We start from the raw sequence: 22,780 nt of genomic DNA on the forward strand, positions 1-22,780 counted from the left end.
TCATGTATGATGCGGGTTGTTCGCATTAACTTTTGTCATCTTATGAGGAAAGACGGTCAACCTTCTGTATAAGCTCCGTCAATTCCTGGTGAAAAGCAAGCATTTTTTTCATTTTCTCTTCCAGCATGGAGGCTTGCTCTGTAAGACCTGCAGCCATTTCAGCCAAATCCTCTTCTTTATCCTCCTGCACTTCCGCCTTCTGATAATGGGCTTTATGAGAGACGACGCGCTCCTTTAAGGATAAAAACTGCTGAAGTTCCTGAAGGGAAAAACCGAGAATTTCTTTTGCGTCCATTACCCGCTTGATATATTCAACATCATCCTCGGTATACAACCGTATTTTCCCATGGCTCCGTTCAGGCGTGCGGAATAAGCCAATCTCTTCGTAATAGCGTATGGTCCGTTTTGTAAGACCAGTCAGCTGAGCCACTTCATCAATTTTCAACCTTCTCATTTGCCTCTCCCCTGCCTCTTTCATTGTCTTTTAAGATCTGAGTCAGATCCGTGCAGATCATGGCTGCCCCCGCAATGTTCCCTTTTGCATCAAATAAAGGCTTACCGAATACATCATACGTATGAAGCCCGTCTGAAAGCGAATAATGAATGGTCCTTCTCAAAGGAGCCTTTGTTTGGATTACCTGCCGCTTTAATTCCATCATTTCCATGGACCCCGGATGGTAACCCAATTCATCATCGCGCTTTCCTATGGCGGAGAATGGCGAAAAATCTGGTGGCGGATTAAAAATCCAGGTGTACCGTAAATCCACATCACACTGCGCCACTGTTACCGGCGAATCTTCCAATGTGATATTAAAGGGCTCACTAATATGCTCGGAATAAAAATTCGCCGGATTGAATCCCAGTACCTTGGAAATTTTAAGAGCGACTTCTGGGCTCGGGTGGCGTTTCATGGTTTCAATTTGAGCATAATACCCCCTGTCGATATAAGACGCTCCCGCTACCTGTGCCTGTGTCATATTCTTTTCCTTACGCAAATTCACTAGCCATTTTCTCATTTGCTCACCATCTAATCTATCTTGTTTTAATTCCATCTTACGCAAAACCTCTACAGAATTGACGTGGCTGTTTGCCACTGCTAGATATTTTTTACTAGAAAATTAGTTAATAACATGTAATATCACTTTCTGCTTCTATAAAGGTTTCATATTAAAGATTTCAGCTTATTCTTCTTACTTTTATAGTTCTTCAAAGTATGTAAAAAACCTTACCATTTTATGTGGCGCTTAGCCACAGTAGGTATTTTTTCCTTAAACAACAGTTTTACAACACGTTTACTAAAAGTTTTTAAAAAAAGAACCTGTACAGGTTCTTCAACGTATTATTTCCCTTTATAATAGCCGCTCATTTCTGTAGAAATAGTGGCGGCTCCAATTACGCTTCCATCTTCCCCGAGTAATGGCTTACAATAAACATCGTACATTATTTCGCCGCCGGACAAGGGAAAGGATATGATCTTCCTTGCTGATTTATTAGTGGAAATGACCTGTTGCTTCAGTTCCATTAAATCTGCCGTTCCCTGGTTGTCTGCAAGTTCATCATCACGCTTGCCGATTGCATCTTCATTGCTGAAATCATTGTGTGAATTAAACAGCCAGGTATACCGTAACTCCAGGTCACACTGCGCCACAATCACCGGGGAATTATCTAAAGAACTGTTAAAAGGCTCGCTTATGCTGTCTGAATAAAAAACGGCTGGATGGAACCCGAGAACATTTGAGATTTTAGCAGATACTTCGTAGCTTGGATCTCTCTTTCCGCTCTCTATTTGTGCATAGTAGCTTCTGTCAATAAACGCTTCCCTGGCTACATATGCCTGTGTTAATCCTTTATCTTTTCTTAGTTTTCCTAACCAATGCCGCATATACTTCACCGTCTGTTTTTTTATAGTTATATTAATAATAACTGACGGAGCAAGGTTTATCTGTGGCTAAATGCCACAATACGGGGCTTTCTATGCCAAAAGACCCACCCGGAAAAACTATCTGAAAATATTTCCTCCCCCCTCTTTCAGCGAAGTATAATAACCGCACAAATTCAACTGACTTATGCCGACACGGATATGATGGGTGTCATTTACCATGGAAATTACGTTAAATTTCTGGAGCTTGGCCGGTCTGCTCTTATCGCTGATGCAGGCTTTGATTATCTGGAGATGGAAAAACAATAGAGAAGGAAGACCCATTGTTCAGGTCTTCCTTCTCGAAGTTATCTGTCAACCCAATTGCCACCAGCGTTTCTTTTGCGAGGCAGCAACCAAACGGGATATCTCTTCTTTTGTTTCAAAAATCTGCTCCTTAATGGCCACCAGCTCTGCCTTTAACTCCGCATTCTGCTGTGTTAAATCATGAAGCTGCCGGGAAAGCCATTCCATTTCGCTGTCGGCCTGATTTTCACCCATCAGGTCGGTCTGCTGTGCAAAACCAAGATTCCCAAGAAGATTATCATCTTTTAAAAGGTTTGCCGCCATCATCATCATGCCGCCGAGATCGAGCGCCTCGTCATCTTTTTTATTATTCAGTATGCTCCCGGCAAGGTTCATAATCCCGTTCACGTCCAGCGCTTCATTCTTTTCCGGCAATACCTCGTCTTCCTGATGAATGTGTTGATTCTTTTCCTCTTCCATACGATCCGCTCCCTCTGATCCCAATAAGCAATTGGGCTATTGTCTCTACAGCCTATGCAAGACAGAGGGATGGTGTTACGTCATAAAAAAAGGCAGCATCCTGAAAAAGAGAATACTGCCTTCCGAATTTTATTTTTGCGGTGCAAAATCATCTACTTGCTCCAAAAGCGGAGAGGGATTTTCCACCATGGTATTGAGCATGGCCAGCACCTCGGGCACAAAGCGAAGGTCACCTTTTTCCCATTGTTGATTCCATTGCCTTAAACGCTGATCTGCGCATTGAACCTGCTCCTGTTTTTCCTCCTGCAGCAATTCAATAACATGAAGCAGAATATTAATATGGTTTACTGAAAGCAAGTCCGTTCTGTATGAATCTTCATTCGTGTATTCAGCTGCATCTCTAATAATATCAGCAATATCTGTTGAGTCAGGCTTATTGGGTTCGTATGTTACAACTCGTGTCATGCTGATCCCTCCTGCACTAAATTTTTATATTGACCACTACACGTGTTAGTTTTGACGTCAGGGCCCCTCACTCCTCCAAAATCTTTTCGTATTATTTCGAACGTTTCCGATCAAAAATGTAACAGAATAAGAAGTTCTTGGGGAATCAAAACGATAACCATCACTTCGTGTAGAAACCCATTTTATCTTTTTATCTGTTGAAATTCCAATAAGAGGCTTTGGAATTTCAAAACAAAAAATCTTCGGAGAACCTGTCTCCGAAGATTCATATAAGGGGCAAAACCATCATTCTTTAGTGCAGTTTACGCACCAAGAATTGCAGCTAATGCATCCCGGATAATCGCTTGCTGTTCTGGTGTACCAAGGAGCACAGCCACTAACAAGGCAAGCAAAAGGAGTAATGCAAGAACGATGGCTACAAGATTAATAGACATTCCCTCACCTCCTTAAAAAAGGATACTAAGGGAGGACCCCTATACCACATTCTATTCGAATCTAGCGGTAATGCTTGTACAGCTACCCTTTTTACTAGAAAAGGGCTGTCCAATTTTTGAAACAAGCCCTTGACGATATCCTTTTGGCAAGGCAAGCTAGAACTAGAAAAAAGGGAGGTATCCTTATGAATTCTTCAAACCTGCAAGATATTATGAAGCTCTATCGCACATTAATCATTTCCTGGAACAATCGTGATGCAAAAGAAATGGCCGCCCAATTTTTAAAGGACGGGGAGATGATTGGATTTGACGGCAGCCAGATCATCGGCCAGAAAGAAATTCACTCCCACCTGGCGCCCATATTCAACGACCACCCCACTCCTCCTTTCACCTGCAAGGTAAAGGCAATCAAACTGTTAGACGAAAACAGTGCCCTATTACGCGCTATAGCGGGCATGATTCCCCATGGGGAAAAGGCGTTGAATCCTGCACTCAACGCCCATCAAACCCTTATTGCTGTAAAAACCGACAACACCTGGAAGATCCAGCTTTTTCAAAATACACCTGCCCAATTCCACGGGCGTCCTGATTTAGTAGAACAAATGACCGAAGAATTACATCATTCCCCTTCTATTCTATAAGGCTTTTTCTGCCTTTGTATTCACTACTGCGGTGGATTTTGTAAACGCTGATACGGCACACAATACAATCAGGTTCACGATCATGGCAATGATGCCTACATTAAAGTCCTGAATCGCCTGCGGCAGGAAAGGAAAAATAGTACCCACCGTTTCACCTGTTATAGTGACATAAGCCACTGTGGCTACACCCGAACCAATACCCGCAAAGGCTCCCGCTTTGGTCACGAAATTATTTTTCATCAAGCTGAAAATAAGAGTCGGAAATAACTGTGTAACCAGACTGTATCCCATCAACAAGAGGGCAACAAGCGTATTGCCGCCTTTAAAGGTAAAGAAAACAGCAATAAGGGCAACAACCGGAACCAGATAGCGTGCCGTACGTGTCACTTGCGCATCCGAAAGGTCCGGCTTTATTACCTTATATACATTCTTGGCCAGAATGGTAGAAGCCGCCATAAGAATCATGGATCCCGGAACAAGAGCTGTCAGTATTCCCGCAGCTCCGATAACACCAACAACCCACGGATCGAAGGTTTGGATGGACAGCTTGAGAAGAGCAAGGTCGGCATCCGGCCCCGTTAACCCTTTTACCTGCAATATAGCTGCAAACCCAACAAAGAAGACGAACAACAGAACGAGCTGGTAAATCGGCATAAAAATCGCATTTTTTCTGAATACCTTTTCGTTTTGCGCTGAATATATGGATCCAAACGTATGCGGCCACATATAAAATCCGAGCGCGGTCAAAAGGACTGTCGTTACAAACCAGGATGGACTCATACCGCTGTCCGGAAGAGCAAGGAACCCGGGTTTCGCTGCTTCCACCGCCTCAAACATCGGCTGAATGCCGCCATAATAGTGGATTGGCAGATAAATCCCGAGGAATAATACAACCACCAAGATGAGAATATCCTTGGCAACGGCTGTCCAGGCCGAACCGTGAATTCCGGATACCATGACATACACGGTCACTACCGCCAGTCCGATCCAGATGGCGATGGTGGGAGAAATCGTCCCGTAGGAAGACTCTGAAACAATGATGCCAAGCCCTTTCAGCTGAAGAACAAAATAAGGAATCATAGCTACAACACCCACAAGTGAAACGAGGATGCCTAAATAAGGGCTCTTGTACTTGCTCACAAAAAAGTCAGATTGCGATAATAATTGATTCTCTTTAGCATATTTCCAAATTTTAGGTAGAAGAAAATAAGACATGATATAGGCGAGGCATCCGTACCCGATAATATAATAGGTAGGGCCGCCTTTCCCATAGGCCCAGCCGCTTCCGCCCAGGAACGTGAACGTCGTATAAATCTCACCCGCCATTAAAAGAAACACAAAGATGGTTCCGAATCCCCTGCCGCCGACAGACCATTGCTCGAGGTCCATATCCTTCCCTTTCTTTGCCATGATTCCGAGACAGATGGACAAGACCATCACGGCAAAGATGATAATCAATGCTGCATTCATTGTGCGTCCCCCTCCCTGTTTCTTGGATCCAGTTTATAGATGACTACCATGATCACCGTTGTAATCACTACCCAAATCACGCAGTAACCAAGTAAAAAAGGCATTCCGAAAAGATACGGTGTAACTTTATTGGCAAAATATGTGCCTCCGAGCAGCCCGATAAACGGAATAAGCGCCAGCCATTTGATTAAGCTCATGAAAATCTCTCCTTCTCCTTTTATGAATTCAGCAGCTTAACTGCTGCGTGGGCAAAAATCCGCACCCCTTTTTCCAATGCATCTTCGTCAATGGAAAACATCGCATGATGATGAGGATATACCGCTTCTTTTTCCTCATTCCCTGCTCCTATATAAACAAAGGCTCCCGCTGCTTTTTGTTGGAATGCAGAGAAATCTTCTCCCCCCATATTCGGCTTCATACGATCAACAGCTTCCTCTCCATAAAGCTCTTGCACGGTTTCTTCCATAACTGCTGTTACCTGCTCATCGTTGATGACCGGCCGGTATCCGAATTCATACCCAAACTCGTAATCTGCTCCATGTGCTTCTGTAATGCCTTTAATCACTCTTTCCATGGCAGCTGGCACCGATTTTCTGAGCGAAGCATCAAAACTTCGGACGGTTCCCATAATATCGACACTGCCCGGGATAACGTTATGGGTGGTACCACCGATAAATTTAGTAACAGATAGCACAAGCTGGTCCAGCGGATCGGTGTTTCTTGAAACAATGTGCTGAAGGTTTGTCACCACTTGTGAAGCAACCGCGATGCTGTCTACCGTCTGATGGGGGAGCGCCGCGTGACCGCCTTTCCCTTTGACCGTAATCGTGAAGGTATCCGGGGCAGCCATCATTGCTCCGTATACGATTCCGATTTTGCCGATTTCAAGCGGAGCCCAAAGATGAGCACCGATCACGGTATCAACACCCTCCATCACGCCTGCCGCAACCATTTCCTCAGCTCCTCCAGGAAACAATTCTTCACCATGCTGAAAAAGAAAGCGGATTTCTCCTTGAATCTCATCCTTTAATTGGGAAAATACCGAGGCTGCTCCAAGCAGCATGGCGGTGTGGCCATCATGTCCGCAAGCATGCATTACTCCCGGATTTACGGAAGAAAACTCTGACTCTACTTCTTCATGAATGGGAAGGGCGTCCATGTCCGCCCGGATGGCCACCACTTTTCCAGGTCTGGCACCGATAATTCTGCCGACCACGCTCGTTTTTGTCGGACGCGACAATTCAATATTGCCAAACGACTTCAATACCTCGTATACGAAGTTCGACGTATTGATTTCTTCAAACGAAAGCTCGGGATGCTGGTGCAAATGCCGTCTCCAATTCACTACCTGTTCTCTTACTTCATCCACTAAAAGATTCATTGTTTTTGTCTGCACTTCCATGTTGATCACTCCATCTACTCTTGATTTTCTGTTTCTATCTGGATACTAACGATTCAATTGCCTTTTTCAATACATGGACAGCCTGTATACAATCATCCAGGGTAGTCCATTCATCCGGATGATGGCTGATGCCCCCCTGGCTTCTGACAAACAGCATGGCCGCAGGAATGTAGCGTGCAAGTACCATGGTGTCATGCCCTGCTCCACTGGGAAGGAGTACGGGTGTCAGATTCACCTTTTCCACTGCCCGCAAAAGCAGATGCTGCATCTCGGTTTGGATGGGGACCGGAGCCACATCCAGCGTTTTCTCGTACTCTACTGCAACGCCATGCAATTGTGCTGCCTCTTGTGCTTTATGAATAATCTTTTCGCTTAGAGCCGTGACAGATGCCTCACTGATATCACGCATATCGACATATACATCCGCCTGGCCTGGAATCACATTAATGCCATTTGGGAACACTTCCATTTTCCCCACAGTGGCCACTGCTGTCGGACTGACCTCTTTCGGAAGACCAGAAAGTTCATATACGAACCAGCTGGAAGCGACAAGCGCATCCTTTCTGTCAGTCATTGGTGTATTCCCCGCATGGTCCGCCGATCCCTTAAACGAGAACTTGTACCACTTTGGTCCCGCAATGCCTGTTACCACGCCGACTGGAACATCTTTGTTTTCCAGAACCTTACCTTGCTCAATATGTACCTCTATGAAAGCAGCAATCTCGTTTACATCTCTTTTTGCCTCTAATAAACGGCCGGCGACCAGTCCGTACTCCCTGATTACCTGTTCAAACGGCTTACCTTCCCCGTCTTTCAGCCTGAACTGCTGTTCCAGTTCCAGCTCACCCGTAAAGGCCTGGCTGCCTGTCAGGCCTCCGTTAAATCTTGCTCCCTCTTCATCTGAAAAGATGATTATTTCATAGGTTCGATGCGGCTGATATCCGCTTTCTTTCCAGGCCTCTGCCACCTCCAACGCACAAAGGACACCCAGCGGCCCGTCAAAATGCCCCCCGTTTGGCACACTGTCCAGATGGGAGCCGGACAGCACCACCGGCTCATTTGGATGGCTGCCTGCAAAAACAGCGATGATGTTTCCTGCCGCGTCCTCCCTGACCTCCAGGCCCGCCTCCAGCATCCAGCTTTTCACAAGCTCCTTTGCCTGCCGTTCTTCTGCGGAGAATCCGATTCTGCAGGATCCACCATCGGCTGTCGCTCCGATCTCTGACAAGCGGGAAAGGCGCCATGCCACCCTTTCACCTGAAACTCCTGAATGGTCAAGCTCACTGGAGTAGTTTTCCAACAGTCGTTCTTTGAGCTTACTATTTTGTAATACGGCCATATGAAAACTCCTTCGATTTGGTTATTAGAAAGTATAGAATAGTCAGTCAATTATTAATATATTGAAAAAGGACAAAAAGGATGGTCCCTTTTTGTCCAATGTTGACAATCTATGAAGTTGCCAGGTACTCTCTCATGTAAATCGCCATCTGCAGCTCAAAAATCCGTTTGCCTTCCAGACTGTCTCTCCCAAGCAGTTCTCTGATATTTTGCAGCCTGTATTTAATCGTATTGAGGTGAACATAAGACGCTCTTGCTGTTGACGTCATATTCTGATTGCATTCAATATAGGTTTTCAAGGTTTTGAACAACTCGGAATCATGCTTTTCATCATAAGACAGAAGCGGTCCAAGCATATCGGTTACGAACTCCTCAAGCTCATCTCTTTCATGTTTTAAAAAAAGACGGTAGATTCCCAGATCTTTATAGGAAAAGATGACCTCGTTATCATTGCGTGAGCGAATGTACTGGGCACAGCGCCTGGCATCACGATGGGAGCTTTGAATCTCTGAAATTTGTTCAAATACCCTGCCAAGTCCGGCATGAAAAACAAACGTCATGAGCTCCTGAATCTTTTTGTTAAAATGATTAAAAAAATGGATAAACTCGTCAAGAATTTCTTCTTCATTCCGGGAATCATTGATAATGATGAGCAGATCATATTCCATATTACGGTCCAGGACCAGCACCTTATCTTTTAGATGTTTAACCTCCCTGTACAGCAGCCGGTTGAAAATCTGTCTCTTTTGGTTGAGCTCATGGAAGGGCAGAAAATCATTGGAAATCAGCAGATTGATGCACAAAAAACGGCTTTTGTCCGAAATGCCCACCAGACTGCGCTGCGGAAGGGAAAACGTGCCCATTCTTTGGTCAAACAGCTGTTCAAGAAGATATCCTTCATAGTTATAAAGATCGGTTCGGATGCGTTCCTGTCCCATCATCTCACGCGCAAATAAGCCACAGCCCAAATCAATGGCCAGCTGATCGAGCGTATCCAGGTCCTTTGCAAATACAGCAAGAATACCGATGGTGATCGTATCCGTTTGGACAGGAAACAAATAAAAAGCAGTCCCGTCTGATTCATGACTCGCAGAGGTACCATGGAGGTTATACATTACGTCTTTCAGGCAATCTTCCTGGTTGGTTCTGAGTTCGGTTCCCGAGCTTTCCGCTTCCACGGAAGAACTTGTTACGATTTCGAAATATTCATTGTAAACACAGGTCTCTTTTTGAACGAGCCTGGAGAGTGTCGCATTGATTCCTTTCATCCCTGTATGGGACAAGGAGGCTGCCGCCATTTCCGAGTGAATGCGTTCGGACCGTTCCTGATGGGCGAACAAACTGGCATTTTCAATTGCGATGGTGGCCTGCGCCGCGAAGGTTTCCAAAAGAAGCAGATCACGGGAATTGAAATATACCTCTTCCGAGAAACTGTCAATGGTCAATACACCAATGCAGCCTTCTTTAGACAGCAGCGGTGCACAAATCGTGCTCACCGGATATTGATGGTCACCGACCGCTTTATTAAACAGACTTTGATTTTCGGTTTGGATATTTTCCATCGCCCGCGTTGTATCCTTCATATGCCGAAAGATTTGTCCCTTTTTTGTGCTGAAGGTTTTTCCGGTCATTCCTTCATTCACATCGAGCGCGATTTTTTGCAGATAATGCAGATCAAAGCCGATCCCGCTTTTTACAACCAGCTTATCCTGGTTTTCATCATAAATGAACAGAATGCCGGAATAAGCTCCTTCCATTACCCGTACGACTTCCTGCATCAGCTGGTGCAGCACCTTGTCCAGATCCAGAGTGGACGATAGGACACGGGCCGCATTGATTAAACTCATTAATTGTTTTTCCGATTCCAAAAGCGGGTGCCCCCTTTATTCAAGTAGTAGCTTGTTCCTATTATAGGCAAACTTGGCGGCTTTCGGAACCTTCTTATGCCAAAGACTCTTGCTGCTTTATTTTTTCTACAGAAACATTTTTTAACAGGGAAAAGAGTATACAACCTCCTATGACCAATAAGCTTCCCGCTCCCTGCGTCCATGTCAGCTGCTCGCCTAATAGAAAGTAGGCGAGAACAGATGTAAAAATAGGATTAAAATTTAAAAATATCCCTGATGCACCCGCCCCGAGCTTTTGCACACCGATGTTCCAAAAAAGCATGCAGAGCACTGTGGAGACAATACCTGTATACAGCAAGGACACAGTAAAGGGAACACTCCAATCTGTTACCGTAAAGCTCCCCGCGTTAAACGGAAGCAGCATCAACAAACCGAACATGCCGGAGTACAGCGTGCAGATCAGTGGAGAAGCTTTCATTGTCGCCCACCTGCTAAAGACCGAATACATTCCCCAGATGCAAACAGCCCCAACCATCCAAAGATCTCCTCTGTTAAATGTCAGAGACAGCAGAGAATGGACCTCTCCTTTTGTCAAAACGAGAAGAACGCCTGTAAGGGACAACAGCATGGCCAGAACCTGCAGCTTGTTCAATCGTTCTTTTAAGAACACAGAAGAACATACTGCAATGGAAATGGCATTTAACGTTGAGATTAGACCAGCATTGGTAGCCGTTGTTTCATGAAGTGCCACAAACTGAAACACATTAAAAAGAACCACGCCCGTCAATCCCATTAAGATCATCGGCACGATCGCAGCTTTGGGAGGCAGCAGCCTCTTCTCTTTCCGCCATACGATCGGAAAAAGACAAATGACAGCAATGATCCACCGTAAACTTGTCAATGTCATGGGCGAAGCATGGCCGATCAATGATTTACTGATTACAAAGTTGCCGCCCCAAAACAAACTCGTTAACAGAAGAAGCAATACATAGCCAATTGGCATAACAGAACACCCCTATAAACCATTTGTTTAAAATATTAACACGAAACAAAGATAAAAATAATAATATTTTGAATTATATGATATAATCAAAATAAAGTTTATTTATATAGATAAAAGAATAAATTTTATTAAAAATCACTTGAATCATAGCCAGTTCTGTTAAATAAAATTAGGAAGTGAAAAGAATGGATGAAACCAAAGCGCTGGACAGTGTGGATTTGCAAATTTTAAATATCCTGCAAACAGTGGATGGAATCAGTAATGCTGATCTAGCCAAACGGATTAATTTATCGCCGCCGGCGGTTCATACAAGAATCAAAAAACTGACCCGGGAAGGCTACTTTGACCGCCAAGTCGCCACTCTCAATCAGGAGAAACTCGGATTTGACCTGCTCTGTTTTATTTTTATCAGTACTAATCTCCATCAAACCGACAAACTGGATGTTCTTGAGGCGGCATTGCACGACATGCCCGAAGTGCTGGAATGCTATTGCCTGACGGGAGAATATGATTACCTTTTGAAAGTTGCCAATAAAGGGCGAAAGGATCTGGAAACTTTTATTAAAAAGTTAAATAAGCTGGGGATTTCAAGAATCCAGACCAGTTTGGCTTTAAAAGAAATAAAGCATTCCACCACACTGCCTCTATTTAATTCATAAACTTTAATGCTATAATAGCTAAATGTTAATTATGTACGAAAGAAGTGGATGATAGTGGAACGTTGGAAACGAAATATGTGGGTGTTGTGGATCGGAGTATTTTTTACTTCTGCCAGTTATTCTATGGTCATTCCGTTTTTGCCCCTTTTTCTTTTGCAGATCGGTGTGCATGAAAATACCGAGATGTGGTCAGGGGTGTTATTCAGTGCGGCTTTTTTAGCCGGGGCCATCTCTTCTCCTTATTGGGGACTGCTTGCGGATAAGTACGGACGAAAGCCAATGATCATCCGCGCAGGAGCAGCCCTCTTCGTGATTTATACACTTACCGCCTTTGTCACGAATGCGTATGAACTGCTCGCCCTCAGGATCATGCAGGGCTTACTGACCGGATTTATTCCTGGCTCCATTGCATTGATCGGAACCAATACACCGAAGAAGCATGTTGGTTACGCCCTCGCCATGATTTCTACCGCGTCCGCATCCGGTGGTATTGTTGGTCCGCTGCTTGGGGGAAGTATTTCAGCGCTTGCAGGAAACCGGTGGTCCTTTGCCAGCGGTGGCTTCATGGTGCTCCTTTCCACCCTGTTGGTCATTTTTTTAGTGACCGAAGACAACTTTACTCCAAGTACAGTGAAAGGATCGGTCACGAAGGATATACGAACGGCAGCTTCCAATCGGCCGTTTATGATTGTTTTGCTGCTGACAATGGTCACCGTATGCTCCCTCATGACCATCGAGCCTGTCCTTCCTTTGTATATCAAAAAGCTGGGCAGCGCTGAGCATAACATCTCCTTTTTAGCTGGGGTTATCTTTTCTTTGCCCGGAATCGCAAGTGTCTTGTTCGGAGCCTTTTGGGGCAAGATGGGAGACAAAATCGGGTTTCGCACTGTATTGATCATCGGGCTGTTCGGCGGCGGGATCGGAACGCTTGCGCAGCTGCTGTTCCATGACATTTGGGGATTTTCTGTCATTCGTTTTATTTACGGGATTTTCTTCTGTGCAGTTTTCCCTGCCATTAATGGCCTGGTTGTAAAAGTGACACCTGATGATTTCAGAGGAAGAGCATTTGGATTAAACCAGACGGCCAATCAAATCGGGGGAATGCTTGGACCGATGCTTGGCGGATTTATCGGCGGCCTCTTTACCATCCACAGCGTTTTCCTTGTGACCGGATTATTCCTTCTGGTTGCAATGGCTGTCGCATGGAAATCCAATTGGCAGAACAAGACCCCTCACAACCAGCAGAATGCAAGCAGTCCTTCGTTTTCCCAAAGCCATACGAAATAAGAACAGCCCCTTCGATCGTTTGATCAAGGGGCTTTCGTTTGAAGATATTCTATTCCGGTTTAAACCATAGACTCTGTTTGTCTTTTGGATCGCCATTGTAGTTGACGAGGATTTCGTCACCGGCTGCAATGTCTTTATAGGCATAAAACCGAATGACCAAATCTTTCTTTTTTAATTTATACCTGGCGTTTGGTTTGTAGGAATGGTTAAACAGCGAGCCATATCCCAGAGCGATAGCGTATCCGTCATCCCAATTGAATACGTAGTCCGCCAATACCGTTTTCAGCATATATTTGCATTCTTCTTTCGGACTCGCTATAACGGGAGCTTCATGAATCAGCTCTCCTTTTTTAATATCACGGGTAGCAAATACACCTCTGCCAAACTTTGAACGCCCAACTTTAATCATTGGTTCACAACCCTTCTTCCTTCCCGTGATACTATATCGTATTCCTTAAACAATGCTCAGGTACTGGAAAAAAAAGAAAACGGGCTTCCGTTCGGGGAAACACAAATAAACCCTGGCTGCCTCACAGCCTCCAGGGTCTTATTGCACGGTTATTGGGTTATGGCTGTATAAAACTTCGGGAATAGGGTGCTTTTTTCTCTTTGATCCGCAGTTCCAAAATAAAACGATAATGTGTGGCACGATGAATTTTTGTTTCAAGGGCGCTTTTCCCCTGGTTGACTGAAATGAAGGTCTCGTTTGAAAAAAGGATATCTGAGGTGTCTTGCGAGGTGGATATTACCTGCTTAACATGAGCCTGGGCGATCCAGATGCATGAGTCATTATCCGGCGATTGCAGAGGAATAAAAAATATGCCAAGATGTTCACAGATTACGATCGGTGCGCGGTGCCGGTAACCCATAATGGCAGTAGCGCCTTCCTTTCTGCCCCGGTAGCTTGAACCATAATAAAAGTCGCAATACTATAGTCCCTCTTTTAGTTTTGTTCACGTGTATCTGCTTTTTTGATCTGGTCCCATTGAACCCTGGCATCTTCTTTTAGCTTCTGGTTGGTGGTTGTATTCAAATCTTTCGCTGTAGCACGTACAAGGCGCTTTCCCTTAAAATCCATGAATTGAATAATCACCTCATTGGTCACCGCCAGCCTTTCTTTGTACATAAAAAAATACCGTAAATCTTCTTTCACGCAGTTCCCTCCCAACAAATCAAACATTTGTTCTTATTTTATGTTGTTTGTATCAAGTTTACAATACGCATTTCCTCAGAAATCATCCACTAAAGCCTGGGAATGAATGGTAATATAAAGAAAGAACAAAAATAAGTGTTGCAGAACAGGAGGAAAAGGATGGGAAGAAGTTCTTTTTCGGAGGCACCCTGGTTGGTTTGGCAGTGATTATCACCTCTCTATTACTGAATGACTGGAGCTTACTTTTAAACGTGTGCGGTGCGATTGGCTTGCTATCATTGCTCGCAGCCGGTTTATTTACCGGTGCTTTTGTGAATGGAGATCAGCTGCGGGCAAATTTCAACACAGAAACAAAGGAGCATCGGAAGGAACGATTAATAAGCTCGAAGGGTTTTCTGATGTTTGGTTTGCCGAATCTTTTAATCGCCATTATCTATTTTGCAGGTTCAACTTATTTCTGATACGGGACGCCAAGGAGACTCAAATGCTGAGTCTCCTTTTTGCATTGGCCCGATTGTTCACCGGAATGAGGGTAGATGATGGATTATGGCGTGTGTTTTTTATGTTGACCGGTTTTACACCGAAACGGTTAGAAACTCTTCTGAAAAGGGTATTTTTAAAGTAAACGGATTATTAAAAGGGGGTATCAACCCATTGAGAAAAGCCATGATTATCGTCAATCCTTCATCAGGAAAAGAACAGGCCATGGATCTCCTGCCAGAAGCAGAAAGGATACTTCAGACATTTCATGATGAAGTTCTGGTCTGTGAAACAGCAAAAGAAGGAGATGCCGAAGCATTTGCCAGGAACGCCTGCGAACTGCATTATGACACTGTTATATCAATGGGCGGTGATGGTACGGTTAATGAAGCGATAAATGGACTTGCTGAGCAGGAACATCGCCCCCACTTTGGCATCATTCCCCTTGGAACAGTGAATGACTTTGCCAGAGCTCTTCAAATTCCGCTTGATCCACTGGAAGCGATTCAGATTCTTCCTACTGAGAATTTCAGGAAAGCCGATATCGGCAAGATCAACAATCATTATTTTATGAATGTCCTCGCTGTAGGAGCGATTGCTGAAGCTTCCTATAATGTGAGCACGGAACAAAAAACTAAACTTGGACCCCTTGCTTATTTTGTGGAAGGCATGAAAGCACTGGCTACCAAAACACCTTTCTCATTAAAGATTTCCCACGACGAGGGAACCTGGGAAGGTACGGCCTTCCTTATGGTAGCTTCCATGACCAACTCTGTCGGCGGCTTCGAGAAACTTGCGCCACAGGCTGAAGTGGATGATGGCAGACTTCACTTATTTCTCGTAAAAAAAATCTCATTACCCGGCACGCTTAACCTTTTTCCAAAACTGTACAAAGGAGAATTGCAAGAGCATTCTGATGTGGTATACATACAGTCCTCATCACTTGCTGTTTCTTCTTCGGAAAAAATGGTTGTCAATATTGATGGAGATGAAGGAGAACCTTTGCCGTTTACTGCATCTGTCCTCTCCCGCCATCTTTCCATTTATGTTCCGCCAAATGAAAACGAAAAGGTTTGAAACAGCACCCACGCGGATATTAAGGAAGAAAAGGAGGCAGTGATTAATGAGTAATCCTATTGCATTGACGAGCATTACCATCTTTCAGGAAGACACAAAAAACAAGGTCCGCAGAGCGTATATCGGAGAATTTCCAGACCCCGTTTTTTATGGCGTTCATGGCGGGGTTAAACAATTTTACGGTGTCGAACCCGAAGTGGAATATCCATCCACACTCGACCATATTGTAGCCGCTGCCGGCGGCTGACTGATCGGCACATTAGCAGGCGCGCTGGATGCGCGTCATATACCAGCATCACCCGATACATTGTCAGCCAACGTCCAAGGCGTAATTGAAGCACCGGAGGGCGTATTGAAGATTACCAGAATCTCCTGCCACTTTAACCTGAAAGTTCCACAGGGCAAAAAAGAAGCAGCTATTCGTGCCCTGACCGTTTTTGAGCGGAACTGCCCTGTTGCCCAAACCTTAAAGGGTGCGGTAGCCATCGATAATACCTGGGACGTTGAAGAAATAAGCTGAACAACCTGTGTTTAAACCCCCGGATGGCGGGTAGAGTATAGTACATCAGTCAATTGTTCAGGAGGGAATATTATGGCACAGAATAATAATCGTTCTGGAAATGAAGAGCGCGACCAATATTTTGAGGACAGAGCTGGGACCAATAAAGCTCACTTCCATGTCGTTCCACACGAACAAGAAGGATGGGCTGTTAAGAAAGAAGGCGAAGACGAGCCCAAGCATACAACCGGCTCCAAATCCGAGGCGGTAAAAGAAGCAAACCGCCTCGCAGAAGAAGCCGGCACGATGGCCATCGTCCACAACGAACACGGACGAATTGAAGAACAGCATAACTATGAAAATTAGAAAAAAGCGGCGGATTTTACAATCCGCCGCTTTTTTTATCGTTTTTTATGAAGAGGAAACCGTTTCTTTCTTCCCTGCGCTTTCTTCTGCCGCTTTTATAAAATAGGTAAACAACCGGTGCATTTCATCGCTCACCTCGGTCATATCCTCTGGATGCCATTGGACAGCAAGAATCCAATGTTTGTTTACATCTTCACTTTCAATCGCCTCAATAATCCCATCGGGTGCCTTGGCAGAGACTTTCATGCCGGGTGCCACTTCACGGACAGCCGCGTGATGAAAGCTGTTGATTGAGGTTTCATTGCTTCCGATAATTTCAGCCAGCAGTGAGCCTTCCTCAATCGCAACGGAGTGAGTCGCAGCGTCCCTTGCTGCATCCTGAAAATGCTTAATGGCTTTATCTCTTTCATCATAGACATCCTGGTACAAGGTTCCTCCAAGTGCACCATTAAGTACCTGTATGCCGCGGCAAATAGCGAAAATCGGGATATTCTGTTCCTGGGCAAACTCAATCAGATCCATTTCAGTCTGATCTCTTTCCGGAATCACCTTACCAAGATTCGGATGGGGTTCAGCACCAATCTGATGGGGATCCATATCCTCGCCCCCACTGAGCAGAATGCCATCGCACAGTGCCGCCCATTCCCTGGCTATCTCTTTATCTGCCATAGGCAAGATTACGGGAACTCCCCCCGCCTTCATCACAGATGTCGTATAGCTGTAATGAAGGTAGGCCGTCTCAAGACCTCCGATATCCTTCGTGGAACATGTAATACCAATCACTGGCTTTTTATTTTCCATTCTAGCAACTCCTGTTCAGAATTTGTCATACAGACCATTACCCTAAATTCCAGCTGAGTGAACAGTAAATATTATCCATGTGGTGTTTTTTCAACCTTATATAAAAAAATAAAAATCAGGATATCTTCCTGATTTTTTTAAATCTCTATAGTTAATACCTTAAATTCAACAGAACCTCCCGAACGGCTCTATCTTCCATCACAATATCTTTATATTTTCTCGTAATTTCCGTCAACGCCACATCATGGTAGAAAAACTCTGTAAAAAACTTAACAAGTGGCCTGGATTGCGTGCGAATGGCCTGCCAAACTGTATCCTCGATCCCCGCAAAAAGGATTTCCTGCTGATCGACAATTAGTATCCGGCTTCGTTCAAGTGTTCCATGCCCGGTATCTGGCAATAACGTGGATACGTCCGGAATCACGGTGGTGAGCTCGCCGATCACATGAATCTTCATATCAACACCATTGTTATATTTTTTCTCCAACAGAGGCAAATAAGAACTCAAATCGTCGGCCCATCCTGAAAGAATGACCGACTGATCCGCTTCCTCCAGCATGCCTTTCATCAGCGATTGGATCGATTGATTATCCTTCAGCGTCCAGACCCTGTCGTCCGTAACGGTTTGTTTGCTCTTGGCCTCTCTTAACTGCTGGACATTTGCCTCAAAATCAGCTTTGAGCTTTTCAATCGCTGACTCGACCGGCAATGCGGAATAGAGCCGCTTTTTTTCTACTGTGGACTCCAGTATCATTCCCTTTTCCGTCAGGCGGTGAAGAACTTCATATACCTTTGCACGGGGAACACCGGAACCTTTCACAACAGCGGTCGCATCAAGTGGCTGTTCTGAGGTGATCAGGGATTGATACACCTGGCTTTCATATTGGGTAAATCCAAATTGCTGCAGCATGTTTGTAACTCCTTGCCTCAAATTCGTAAGCTAATCATACCATAGAGTTTTCCATTTTCTACACACCAGCATTTTTATCTTGTTTTTCTCGGAAGAAATGTTACTATTACAGTGGTAACTTCTTTATAAAGGATGAGTATTATGAATAAACGTGTTTACTTATTGACCATCGTTTCCTTTGTTGTAGGGATGGTCGAATTGATCATAGGCGGAATTTTAGACTTAGTGGCAAAGGATCTGCAGGTCAGCATCGGAAAAGCCGGCTTTCTGATTACTGTCTTCTCCCTTGTATTTGCTGTTGCATCCCCTGTGCTGCTGATGGTGACTTCAAAGGTTGAGCGAAAGAAACTGACGCTGGTTTCTCTCCTGATCTTTTTCATCGGGAATGCCATTGCGATCGTGAGCCCGTCCTACAGTATACTGCTGATTGCCCGTATTGTTTCGGCAGCTAGCGGCTCCCTTCTGGTCGTTTTATGTATTACCATCGCCTCAGCGATTGTAACTGAACAATATAGGGCCAGGGCCATCGGCGTCGTATTCATGGGAATCAGCGCCTCCCTTGTTCTCGGCGTACCGATCGGGCTGATGCTGGGAAACGCCTTTGGATGGAGAGCTCCTTTCGTTCTGATTGCAGGATTAACCCTCCTCTCGATCGCAGGTGTTTACTTCTTTATGGAAACCATGTTTTCAAAGCCTGCTGTTTCCCTTATGAAACAGCTCAGAACTTTAAAAAACCGCAGGCTGCTGTTCGCCCAATTAACCTCGTTTCTCTTTTTGGCCGGACATTTGACGCTGTATGGATATTTGACCCCGTTCTTAAAAACAGCGCTGGGACTCGACGGGAACTGGGTCAGCATTGTGTACCTCATCTTCGGTTGTGCAGCAGTGGCTGGAGGAGGTGTTGGCGGAACACTGGCTGACCGGATCGGCACAAAGAAATCAATCCTTGGTTTTATTGTCGTTTTTGGCCTGACCATGTTCGCCATTCCTTATACAACATTTTCACTGCCGCTCTTTTTAAGTGTTATGGTGATCTGGAGCATGCTGAGCTGGGCTATTACTCCCGCTATGCAAAGCTATCTGATTGAATCCTCTGCCGCGGAAACATCGGATATCCAGCAAAGCCTGAACAACACCGCCCTGCACTTTGGCATTGCTTTCGGATCTGCCGTCGGAGGCTTTGTGATCGAACAGTCCTCCGTTGAATCCAATGCAACGGTCGGCGGCTGTTTCATTATTATTGCCCTGGCTGCGGCTCTTATTTCCATGGGCGAACGAAATCGGCATTTATCCCCAATTAAACATCACATGTAGGATAAAAAGACATCTCAATAGCGAGATGTCTTTTTTTAGGTATTCTCCCGAAGATTACGACTATATTGGTATAAGTCACAGATAAAAATAATCGGAGGGTGCTATGGCGTTATTTAATAAACCTGCTGTATCTTTAAAGAAAAAAGCAGCTGCCATCCGTACGAATTTCCCTGCTGCAGCCTGGATGGTTTTTGTATCTCTCGTTTCTGCCATTACAGCCCTTTTGCAAACGGCAGGAGGAGCCATTCCAGTCGCAGGATTGTTCATCAGTCCTCTTTCTACGCTGCCCATCCTTTTAATGATGCAGATCTCCCGTTTATACGGGCTCTATACTTATATATTGGCTATTATTCTTCTCGTATTGATTCAGCCTGCAGAGGTTTTACTATTCACGTTTACTACAGGTTTGCTTGGTATAGGCCTGGGTTTAGGGTTCAAAAACCTAAGACGGCGCTTTTTCATTGCCCTCTCAGGCAGTATTTTTCTTTTTTCAGGCATGTGTATCATGCTTTACGGATTGTCCTTCCCTCTATTCGGCGCTAACTTCCCGTATACAGACTGCAGTCTATTACCCGGCCTCTGTTTGTTTTCCCTGGCTTACAGCTATGGGTGGACTGAATTTACTTTATTTATATTGAAGAAACGATGGAATGTTACACTTTAGAAATCCCCGAACTCGATCCTAAAAAATTAAAAAAGGGAGTTCCGAAAACGAAACTCCCTTAAAGTGTATTCAATTCATCTAATTTCACTGAACCTCAGAAAGAAACTGTTCCAATGTTCGTACCTTACCGATCCTTGGAAAAATAAAGGAGCAGGACGCGTCATGTGCTTCCTGGCTGAAGGTTGTCATGGCATCGGTGACAAACACCTGGTTATAGCCCAATTGAAAGGCTTCTCTTGCCGTGCTCTCTACCCCGATATTGGTGGCAATGCCGCATAACACGATCGTATCAATACCCCGCCGGCGCAGCTGTAGATCAAGATCAGTGCCAAAAAAAGCGCCCCACTGCCGTTTGGTTACCGTGTAGTCGTCCGACTGAACACCCAGCTCGGGCACAAAATCCGCCCAGTCCTCAGGCCGTTCAGAAGATTGAGCGGGTTCATCCGTAACCGGCTGCAATGCATCCTTCCCATCATGAAACGCCACATTGACAAAAGAAATAAATCCTTCATTTTCCCGGAATAATTCCACAAGAGGAACCGTTTTTTCAACGACCTCCTGTCCTCCGGGCATCTGAACAATGCCCTTTTGCAAATCAATGATTACCAACGCTGTTTTTTTAAAATCAAGTTGTAAAGCGCTCATTGTTTTTCCTCCTTGTTGTGTTTATTTTACGGATGCATGAATCAGATCAGCATAGTCCCGGTCCGGTACAAGCCCTTCTTTTGCTGCACGGGTAAGGAGTGAAACAACAGCTTCATAGCCTGCCTGTCCAAGTTCAGCGGTAAATTCATTAACATATAAATTGATATGCTGCTGGGCAACATCCAAAGAAAGCTCGCTTGCATGCTGCATCACATACTCTCTTGACGCTTCGGGAAACTCCCATGCATAGGCAACGGATGAACGTATCCAGCTTGTAATGGATTCAATGTCCATTGATTTCTTTGCAATAATGGCTCCGAGCGGTATTGGCAATCCTGTATCTTCTTCCCACCAGTTTCCCATATCCGCCAGCAGGTTAAGGCCGTAATTCTGATAGGTAAAACGCGCTTCATGAATAACAAGACCCGCATCGATCTCACCTGCTTTTACAGCTGGCATGATCTGATCGAATGGCATAACCACGATCTCCCCAATACCTCCAGGCACATTTTGGGCCGCCCATAAACGGAACAGTAAATAGGCAGTGGACCGTTCACTTGGAACAGCTACCTTTTTCCCCGCAAGCATCTCCGGGCTTACCTGTCCTTCTTCCTTCACCAGAACAAGCGGTCCGCAGCCGCGGCCGAGCGCTCCTCCACAAGGAATGAGATCATAATGATCGAGCACCCATGGCAGGGCAGCATAGGAAATTTTTAAGATTTCCGGTCCCTCCTGGCGGGCGGCCAATCCATTGGTGATGTCGATATCGGCGTAGGTTACATCGAACTCCGGTGCTCCCGGCACAAGGCCGTGCACCAGCGCATGAAAGACAAATGTATCATTTGGACATGGTGAAAAAGCAATATTCATTTTACTCAATTTAAAGTACCTCCATCATAACTTTACTAGCAGACGATAATGCCTCAAGGGCTTCTTTCAGTTTCCAGGCCCCGCGGTCACGGGGGCCCACAGCATTGGAGATCGCCCGGATTTCCATTACTGGCAAATTGTATTCTCTGGCTGCCAGGGCAACACCATAGCCTTCCATCGCTTCTGCAGCTGCAAGTGGTTCAAGCTCCGCCAGCCGGTCAGCCGTCTCTTGCGTGCCCGTTACCGTAGAAAGCGTAAGGATGGGACCAGTATGTACAGGCAATTTGGCATCAGCAAGAGCGGAAGAAAGTGCGAGCACCAGGCTGCTCTCTGCCGGAATTCGTGTGGAAGAGCCAAATCCCAGTTCATCCAGACTAAGAAAACCTTCAGGGGATTCTGCACCTAAATCGGCACAAACAATTTCCTCGGCAATGACAAGGGAACCCACCTCTGCGCGATCCGGAAATCCACCCGCAATTCCCGCATTGATTACCAAATCATACGTGTTGGCGTGCAATGCCTTCATGGTATTGATGGCTGCTGAAACCGGTCCTACTCCTGCCAGGACCACGTCTACCCTGTTGTCCTGACAGCCTCTTTCTATGGCTTCTTTTTCCTGTTGTACAGAAGTCATCACAAGAATACGTCCATTTAATTTATTCATGTTTTCGCCTCCTGTCTTTATAATGCTTTTCCCATTCAAAGGTAGCACTTAATCGTGTTTTCTTTCCACTTTGATGCTTTTTGGAGCTTGTCCTTCTGCATAAATTATACCGTTTAGAAGAGGATAATGACGTATAGAAAATGATGG

The 22,780-nt window shown here is 45.1% G+C and carries 29 protein-coding genes and 1 pseudogene; 10 read left to right on the forward strand and 20 right to left on the reverse strand.

Annotated features, from left to right (window positions below; all coding sequences use genetic code 11):
• Positions 1-40: 40 nt before the first annotated feature.
• The 6 genes from QYB97_RS15205 to QYB97_RS15235 all read right to left on the reverse strand — a co-directional run bounded on the left by QYB97_RS15205 (position 41) and on the right by QYB97_RS15235 (position 3,543).
• The gene (locus QYB97_RS15205) at positions 41-454 is read right to left on the reverse strand and encodes a MerR family transcriptional regulator (protein ID WP_301166860.1); all 414 of its coding nucleotides are present in this window, start codon (positions 452-454) and stop codon (positions 41-43) included.
• The gene (locus QYB97_RS15210) at positions 435-1,016 is read right to left on the reverse strand and encodes a helix-turn-helix domain-containing protein (protein ID WP_301166861.1); all 582 of its coding nucleotides are present in this window, start codon (positions 1,014-1,016) and stop codon (positions 435-437) included. The genes QYB97_RS15205 and QYB97_RS15210 overlap by 20 nt, the downstream gene beginning before the upstream one ends.
• A 323-nt stretch (positions 1,017-1,339) precedes the next feature.
• The gene (locus QYB97_RS15215; protein WP_301166862.1) at positions 1,340-1,882 is read right to left on the reverse strand and encodes a helix-turn-helix domain-containing protein; all 543 of its coding nucleotides are present in this window, start codon (positions 1,880-1,882) and stop codon (positions 1,340-1,342) included.
• 351 nt (positions 1,883-2,233) lie between these two features.
• Positions 2,234-2,644 (reverse strand): hypothetical protein, encoded by a 411-nt coding sequence (locus tag QYB97_RS15225; RefSeq protein ID WP_301166863.1) that lies wholly within the window; start codon positions 2,642-2,644, stop codon positions 2,234-2,236.
• A gap of 129 nt (positions 2,645-2,773) precedes the next feature.
• Positions 2,774-3,109, reverse strand: a complete 336-nt coding sequence (locus tag QYB97_RS15230; protein WP_301166864.1) for a hypothetical protein — start codon at positions 3,107-3,109, stop codon at positions 2,774-2,776.
• Positions 3,110-3,411: 302 nt separating this feature from the next.
• Entirely contained in the window at positions 3,412-3,543 is a 132-nt protein-coding gene (locus tag QYB97_RS15235) for a hypothetical protein (protein WP_301166865.1), read from the reverse strand.
• 185 nt (positions 3,544-3,728) lie between these two features.
• Between QYB97_RS15235 and QYB97_RS15240 the strand changes: the two genes are divergently transcribed.
• Positions 3,729-4,184 (forward strand): SgcJ/EcaC family oxidoreductase, encoded by a 456-nt coding sequence (locus tag QYB97_RS15240; RefSeq protein WP_301166866.1) that lies wholly within the window; start codon positions 3,729-3,731, stop codon positions 4,182-4,184.
• Here QYB97_RS15240 and QYB97_RS15245 read toward each other — a convergent pair.
• The 6 genes from QYB97_RS15245 to QYB97_RS15270 all read right to left on the reverse strand — a co-directional run bounded on the left by QYB97_RS15245 (position 4,179) and on the right by QYB97_RS15270 (position 11,244).
• Positions 4,179-5,654: a sodium:solute symporter family protein gene (locus tag QYB97_RS15245; protein WP_301166867.1), complete on the reverse strand. Its 1,476-nt coding sequence runs from the start codon at positions 5,652-5,654 to the stop codon at positions 4,179-4,181. The two genes, QYB97_RS15240 and QYB97_RS15245, sit on opposite strands and share 6 nt — an antisense overlap.
• A complete protein-coding gene (locus tag QYB97_RS15250; protein WP_301166868.1) occupies positions 5,651-5,851 on the reverse strand; it encodes a DUF3311 domain-containing protein in 201 nt (66 codons plus the stop codon). The genes QYB97_RS15245 and QYB97_RS15250 overlap by 4 nt, the downstream gene beginning before the upstream one ends.
• A gap of 20 nt (positions 5,852-5,871) precedes the next feature.
• On the reverse strand, positions 5,872-7,050 hold the full coding sequence (locus QYB97_RS15255) for an amidohydrolase (RefSeq protein WP_425589813.1): 1,179 nt from the start codon (positions 7,048-7,050) through the stop codon (positions 5,872-5,874).
• A 40-nt stretch (positions 7,051-7,090) separates the two neighbouring features.
• Complete coding sequence (locus QYB97_RS15260) at positions 7,091-8,395, reverse strand: Zn-dependent hydrolase (RefSeq protein ID WP_301166870.1); 1,305 nt, start codon at positions 8,393-8,395, stop codon at positions 7,091-7,093.
• Positions 8,396-8,504: 109 nt separating this feature from the next.
• Positions 8,505-10,262 carry a helix-turn-helix domain-containing protein gene (locus QYB97_RS15265; protein ID WP_301166871.1) on the reverse strand — a complete coding sequence of 586 codons (1,758 nt, stop codon included), beginning with the start codon at positions 10,260-10,262 and terminating at the stop codon, positions 8,505-8,507.
• A 73-nt stretch (positions 10,263-10,335) separates the two neighbouring features.
• Positions 10,336-11,244, reverse strand: coding sequence for a DMT family transporter (locus QYB97_RS15270; protein WP_301166872.1), 909 nt, complete (start codon positions 11,242-11,244; stop codon positions 10,336-10,338).
• Between the two features lie 185 nt (positions 11,245-11,429).
• Here QYB97_RS15270 and QYB97_RS15275 point away from each other — a divergent pair, with 185 nt between their 5' ends.
• Together QYB97_RS15275 and QYB97_RS15280 are read left to right on the forward strand one after the other, a co-directional pair.
• A complete protein-coding gene (locus QYB97_RS15275; protein ID WP_301166873.1) occupies positions 11,430-11,903 on the forward strand; it encodes an Lrp/AsnC family transcriptional regulator in 474 nt (157 codons plus the stop codon).
• A 54-nt stretch (positions 11,904-11,957) separates the two neighbouring features.
• Positions 11,958-13,190, forward strand: coding sequence for an MFS transporter (locus QYB97_RS15280; RefSeq protein ID WP_301166874.1), 1,233 nt, complete (start codon positions 11,958-11,960; stop codon positions 13,188-13,190).
• Between the two features lie 49 nt (positions 13,191-13,239).
• Here QYB97_RS15280 and QYB97_RS15285 read toward each other — a convergent pair whose 3' ends face one another.
• The 3 genes and pseudogenes from QYB97_RS15285 to QYB97_RS15290 form a co-directional block, all read right to left on the reverse strand.
• Positions 13,240-13,599 carry an SET domain-containing protein gene (locus tag QYB97_RS15285; protein WP_301166875.1) on the reverse strand — a complete coding sequence of 120 codons (360 nt, stop codon included), beginning with the start codon at positions 13,597-13,599 and terminating at the stop codon, positions 13,240-13,242.
• Between the two features lie 157 nt (positions 13,600-13,756).
• A pseudogene (locus tag QYB97_RS25225) lies at positions 13,757-14,095 on the reverse strand (competence protein ComK); the annotation flags it as partial.
• Between the two features lie 38 nt (positions 14,096-14,133).
• Positions 14,134-14,343 (reverse strand): hypothetical protein, encoded by a 210-nt coding sequence (locus QYB97_RS15290; protein ID WP_301166876.1) that lies wholly within the window; start codon positions 14,341-14,343, stop codon positions 14,134-14,136.
• Between the two features lie 203 nt (positions 14,344-14,546).
• Between QYB97_RS15290 and QYB97_RS15295 the strand changes: the two genes are divergently transcribed.
• From QYB97_RS15295 to QYB97_RS15315, 5 genes are all read left to right on the forward strand, one after another.
• Complete coding sequence (locus QYB97_RS15295) at positions 14,547-14,804, forward strand: DUF5316 domain-containing protein (protein ID WP_301167061.1); 258 nt, start codon at positions 14,547-14,549, stop codon at positions 14,802-14,804.
• 193 nt (positions 14,805-14,997) lie between these two features.
• A complete protein-coding gene (locus tag QYB97_RS15300) occupies positions 14,998-15,900 on the forward strand; it encodes a diacylglycerol/lipid kinase family protein (protein WP_301166877.1) in 903 nt (300 codons plus the stop codon).
• Positions 15,901-15,946: 46 nt separating this feature from the next.
• Positions 15,947-16,147 (forward strand): hypothetical protein, encoded by a 201-nt coding sequence (locus tag QYB97_RS15305; RefSeq protein ID WP_301166878.1) that lies wholly within the window; start codon positions 15,947-15,949, stop codon positions 16,145-16,147.
• Between the two features lie 24 nt (positions 16,148-16,171).
• A complete protein-coding gene (locus tag QYB97_RS15310) occupies positions 16,172-16,420 on the forward strand; it encodes an OsmC family protein (protein WP_301167062.1) in 249 nt (82 codons plus the stop codon).
• A gap of 72 nt (positions 16,421-16,492) precedes the next feature.
• A complete protein-coding gene (locus QYB97_RS15315; protein WP_301166879.1) occupies positions 16,493-16,765 on the forward strand; it encodes a DUF2188 domain-containing protein in 273 nt (90 codons plus the stop codon).
• Positions 16,766-16,810: 45 nt separating this feature from the next.
• Here the strand turns inward: QYB97_RS15315 and QYB97_RS15320 are convergent, their stop codons facing one another.
• Positions 16,811-17,566 (reverse strand): gamma-glutamyl-gamma-aminobutyrate hydrolase family protein, encoded by a 756-nt coding sequence (locus QYB97_RS15320; RefSeq protein ID WP_301166880.1) that lies wholly within the window; start codon positions 17,564-17,566, stop codon positions 16,811-16,813.
• A 151-nt stretch (positions 17,567-17,717) separates the two neighbouring features.
• The gene (locus tag QYB97_RS15325) at positions 17,718-18,476 is read right to left on the reverse strand and encodes a TrmB family transcriptional regulator (RefSeq protein ID WP_301166881.1); all 759 of its coding nucleotides are present in this window, start codon (positions 18,474-18,476) and stop codon (positions 17,718-17,720) included.
• A 141-nt stretch (positions 18,477-18,617) separates the two neighbouring features.
• On the opposite strand from QYB97_RS15325, the gene QYB97_RS15330 reads away from it, so the two are divergent.
• Both QYB97_RS15330 and QYB97_RS15335 read left to right on the forward strand, forming a co-directional pair.
• A complete protein-coding gene (locus QYB97_RS15330; protein ID WP_301166882.1) occupies positions 18,618-19,790 on the forward strand; it encodes an MFS transporter in 1,173 nt (390 codons plus the stop codon).
• A 103-nt stretch (positions 19,791-19,893) separates the two neighbouring features.
• A complete protein-coding gene (locus tag QYB97_RS15335; RefSeq protein ID WP_301166883.1) occupies positions 19,894-20,454 on the forward strand; it encodes a hypothetical protein in 561 nt (186 codons plus the stop codon).
• 84 nt (positions 20,455-20,538) lie between these two features.
• Here QYB97_RS15335 and QYB97_RS15340 read toward each other — a convergent pair whose 3' ends face one another.
• From QYB97_RS15340 to QYB97_RS15350, 3 genes are read right to left on the reverse strand one after another with little or no spacing between them, the layout of a single operon-like run.
• Positions 20,539-21,099: a hydrolase gene (locus QYB97_RS15340; RefSeq protein ID WP_301166884.1), complete on the reverse strand. Its 561-nt coding sequence runs from the start codon at positions 21,097-21,099 to the stop codon at positions 20,539-20,541.
• A gap of 21 nt (positions 21,100-21,120) precedes the next feature.
• Positions 21,121-21,969, reverse strand: a complete 849-nt coding sequence (locus QYB97_RS15345; RefSeq protein ID WP_301167063.1) for a 1,4-dihydroxy-6-naphtoate synthase — start codon at positions 21,967-21,969, stop codon at positions 21,121-21,123.
• A gap of 10 nt (positions 21,970-21,979) precedes the next feature.
• The gene (locus QYB97_RS15350; RefSeq protein WP_301166885.1) at positions 21,980-22,633 is read right to left on the reverse strand and encodes a futalosine hydrolase; all 654 of its coding nucleotides are present in this window, start codon (positions 22,631-22,633) and stop codon (positions 21,980-21,982) included.
• Positions 22,634-22,780 lie beyond the last annotated feature (147 nt).

The sequence above is a fragment of the Fictibacillus fluitans genome (genome assembly GCF_030418125.1).
GTDB lineage: Bacteria > Bacillota > Bacilli > Bacillales > Fictibacillaceae > Fictibacillus_C > Fictibacillus_C fluitans.

Bases quoted from the DNA above. Each gene is read 5' to 3' on its own strand.
- QYB97_RS15330 (WP_301166882.1), top strand. From the start codon at position 18,618: ATGAATAAACGTGTTTACTTATTGACCATCGTTTCCTTTGTTGTAGGG.
- QYB97_RS15215 (WP_301166862.1), bottom strand. From the start codon at position 1,882: ATGCGGCATTGGTTAGGAAAACTAAGAAAAGATAAAGGATTAACACAG.
- QYB97_RS15285 (WP_301166875.1), bottom strand. From the start codon at position 13,599: ATGATTAAAGTTGGGCGTTCAAAGTTTGGCAGAGGTGTATTTGCTACC.
- QYB97_RS15260 (WP_301166870.1), bottom strand. From the start codon at position 8,395: ATGGCCGTATTACAAAATAGTAAGCTCAAAGAACGACTGTTGGAAAAC.
- QYB97_RS15305 (WP_301166878.1), top strand. From the start codon at position 15,947: ATGAGTAATCCTATTGCATTGACGAGCATTACCATCTTTCAGGAAGAC.
- QYB97_RS15205 (WP_301166860.1), bottom strand. From the start codon at position 454: ATGAGAAGGTTGAAAATTGATGAAGTGGCTCAGCTGACTGGTCTTACA.
- QYB97_RS15235 (WP_301166865.1), bottom strand. From the start codon at position 3,543: ATGTCTATTAATCTTGTAGCCATCGTTCTTGCATTACTCCTTTTGCTT.
- QYB97_RS15230 (WP_301166864.1), bottom strand. From the start codon at position 3,109: ATGACACGAGTTGTAACATACGAACCCAATAAGCCTGACTCAACAGAT.
- QYB97_RS15245 (WP_301166867.1), bottom strand. From the start codon at position 5,654: ATGAATGCAGCATTGATTATCATCTTTGCCGTGATGGTCTTGTCCATC.
- QYB97_RS15250 (WP_301166868.1), bottom strand. From the start codon at position 5,851: ATGAGCTTAATCAAATGGCTGGCGCTTATTCCGTTTATCGGGCTGCTC.
- QYB97_RS15350 (WP_301166885.1), bottom strand. From the start codon at position 22,633: ATGAATAAATTAAATGGACGTATTCTTGTGATGACTTCTGTACAACAG.
- QYB97_RS15335 (WP_301166883.1), top strand. From the start codon at position 19,894: ATGGCGTTATTTAATAAACCTGCTGTATCTTTAAAGAAAAAAGCAGCT.
- QYB97_RS15315 (WP_301166879.1), top strand. From the start codon at position 16,493: ATGGCACAGAATAATAATCGTTCTGGAAATGAAGAGCGCGACCAATAT.
- QYB97_RS15275 (WP_301166873.1), top strand. From the start codon at position 11,430: ATGGATGAAACCAAAGCGCTGGACAGTGTGGATTTGCAAATTTTAAAT.
- QYB97_RS15340 (WP_301166884.1), bottom strand. From the start codon at position 21,099: ATGAGCGCTTTACAACTTGATTTTAAAAAAACAGCGTTGGTAATCATT.
- QYB97_RS15240 (WP_301166866.1), top strand. From the start codon at position 3,729: ATGAATTCTTCAAACCTGCAAGATATTATGAAGCTCTATCGCACATTA.
- QYB97_RS15320 (WP_301166880.1), bottom strand. From the start codon at position 17,566: ATGGAAAATAAAAAGCCAGTGATTGGTATTACATGTTCCACGAAGGAT.
- QYB97_RS15270 (WP_301166872.1), bottom strand. From the start codon at position 11,244: ATGCCAATTGGCTATGTATTGCTTCTTCTGTTAACGAGTTTGTTTTGG.
- QYB97_RS15225 (WP_301166863.1), bottom strand. From the start codon at position 2,644: ATGGAAGAGGAAAAGAATCAACACATTCATCAGGAAGACGAGGTATTG.
- QYB97_RS15210 (WP_301166861.1), bottom strand. From the start codon at position 1,016: ATGAGAAAATGGCTAGTGAATTTGCGTAAGGAAAAGAATATGACACAG.
- QYB97_RS15345 (WP_301167063.1), bottom strand. From the start codon at position 21,969: ATGAATATTGCTTTTTCACCATGTCCAAATGATACATTTGTCTTTCAT.
- QYB97_RS15325 (WP_301166881.1), bottom strand. From the start codon at position 18,476: ATGCTGCAGCAATTTGGATTTACCCAATATGAAAGCCAGGTGTATCAA.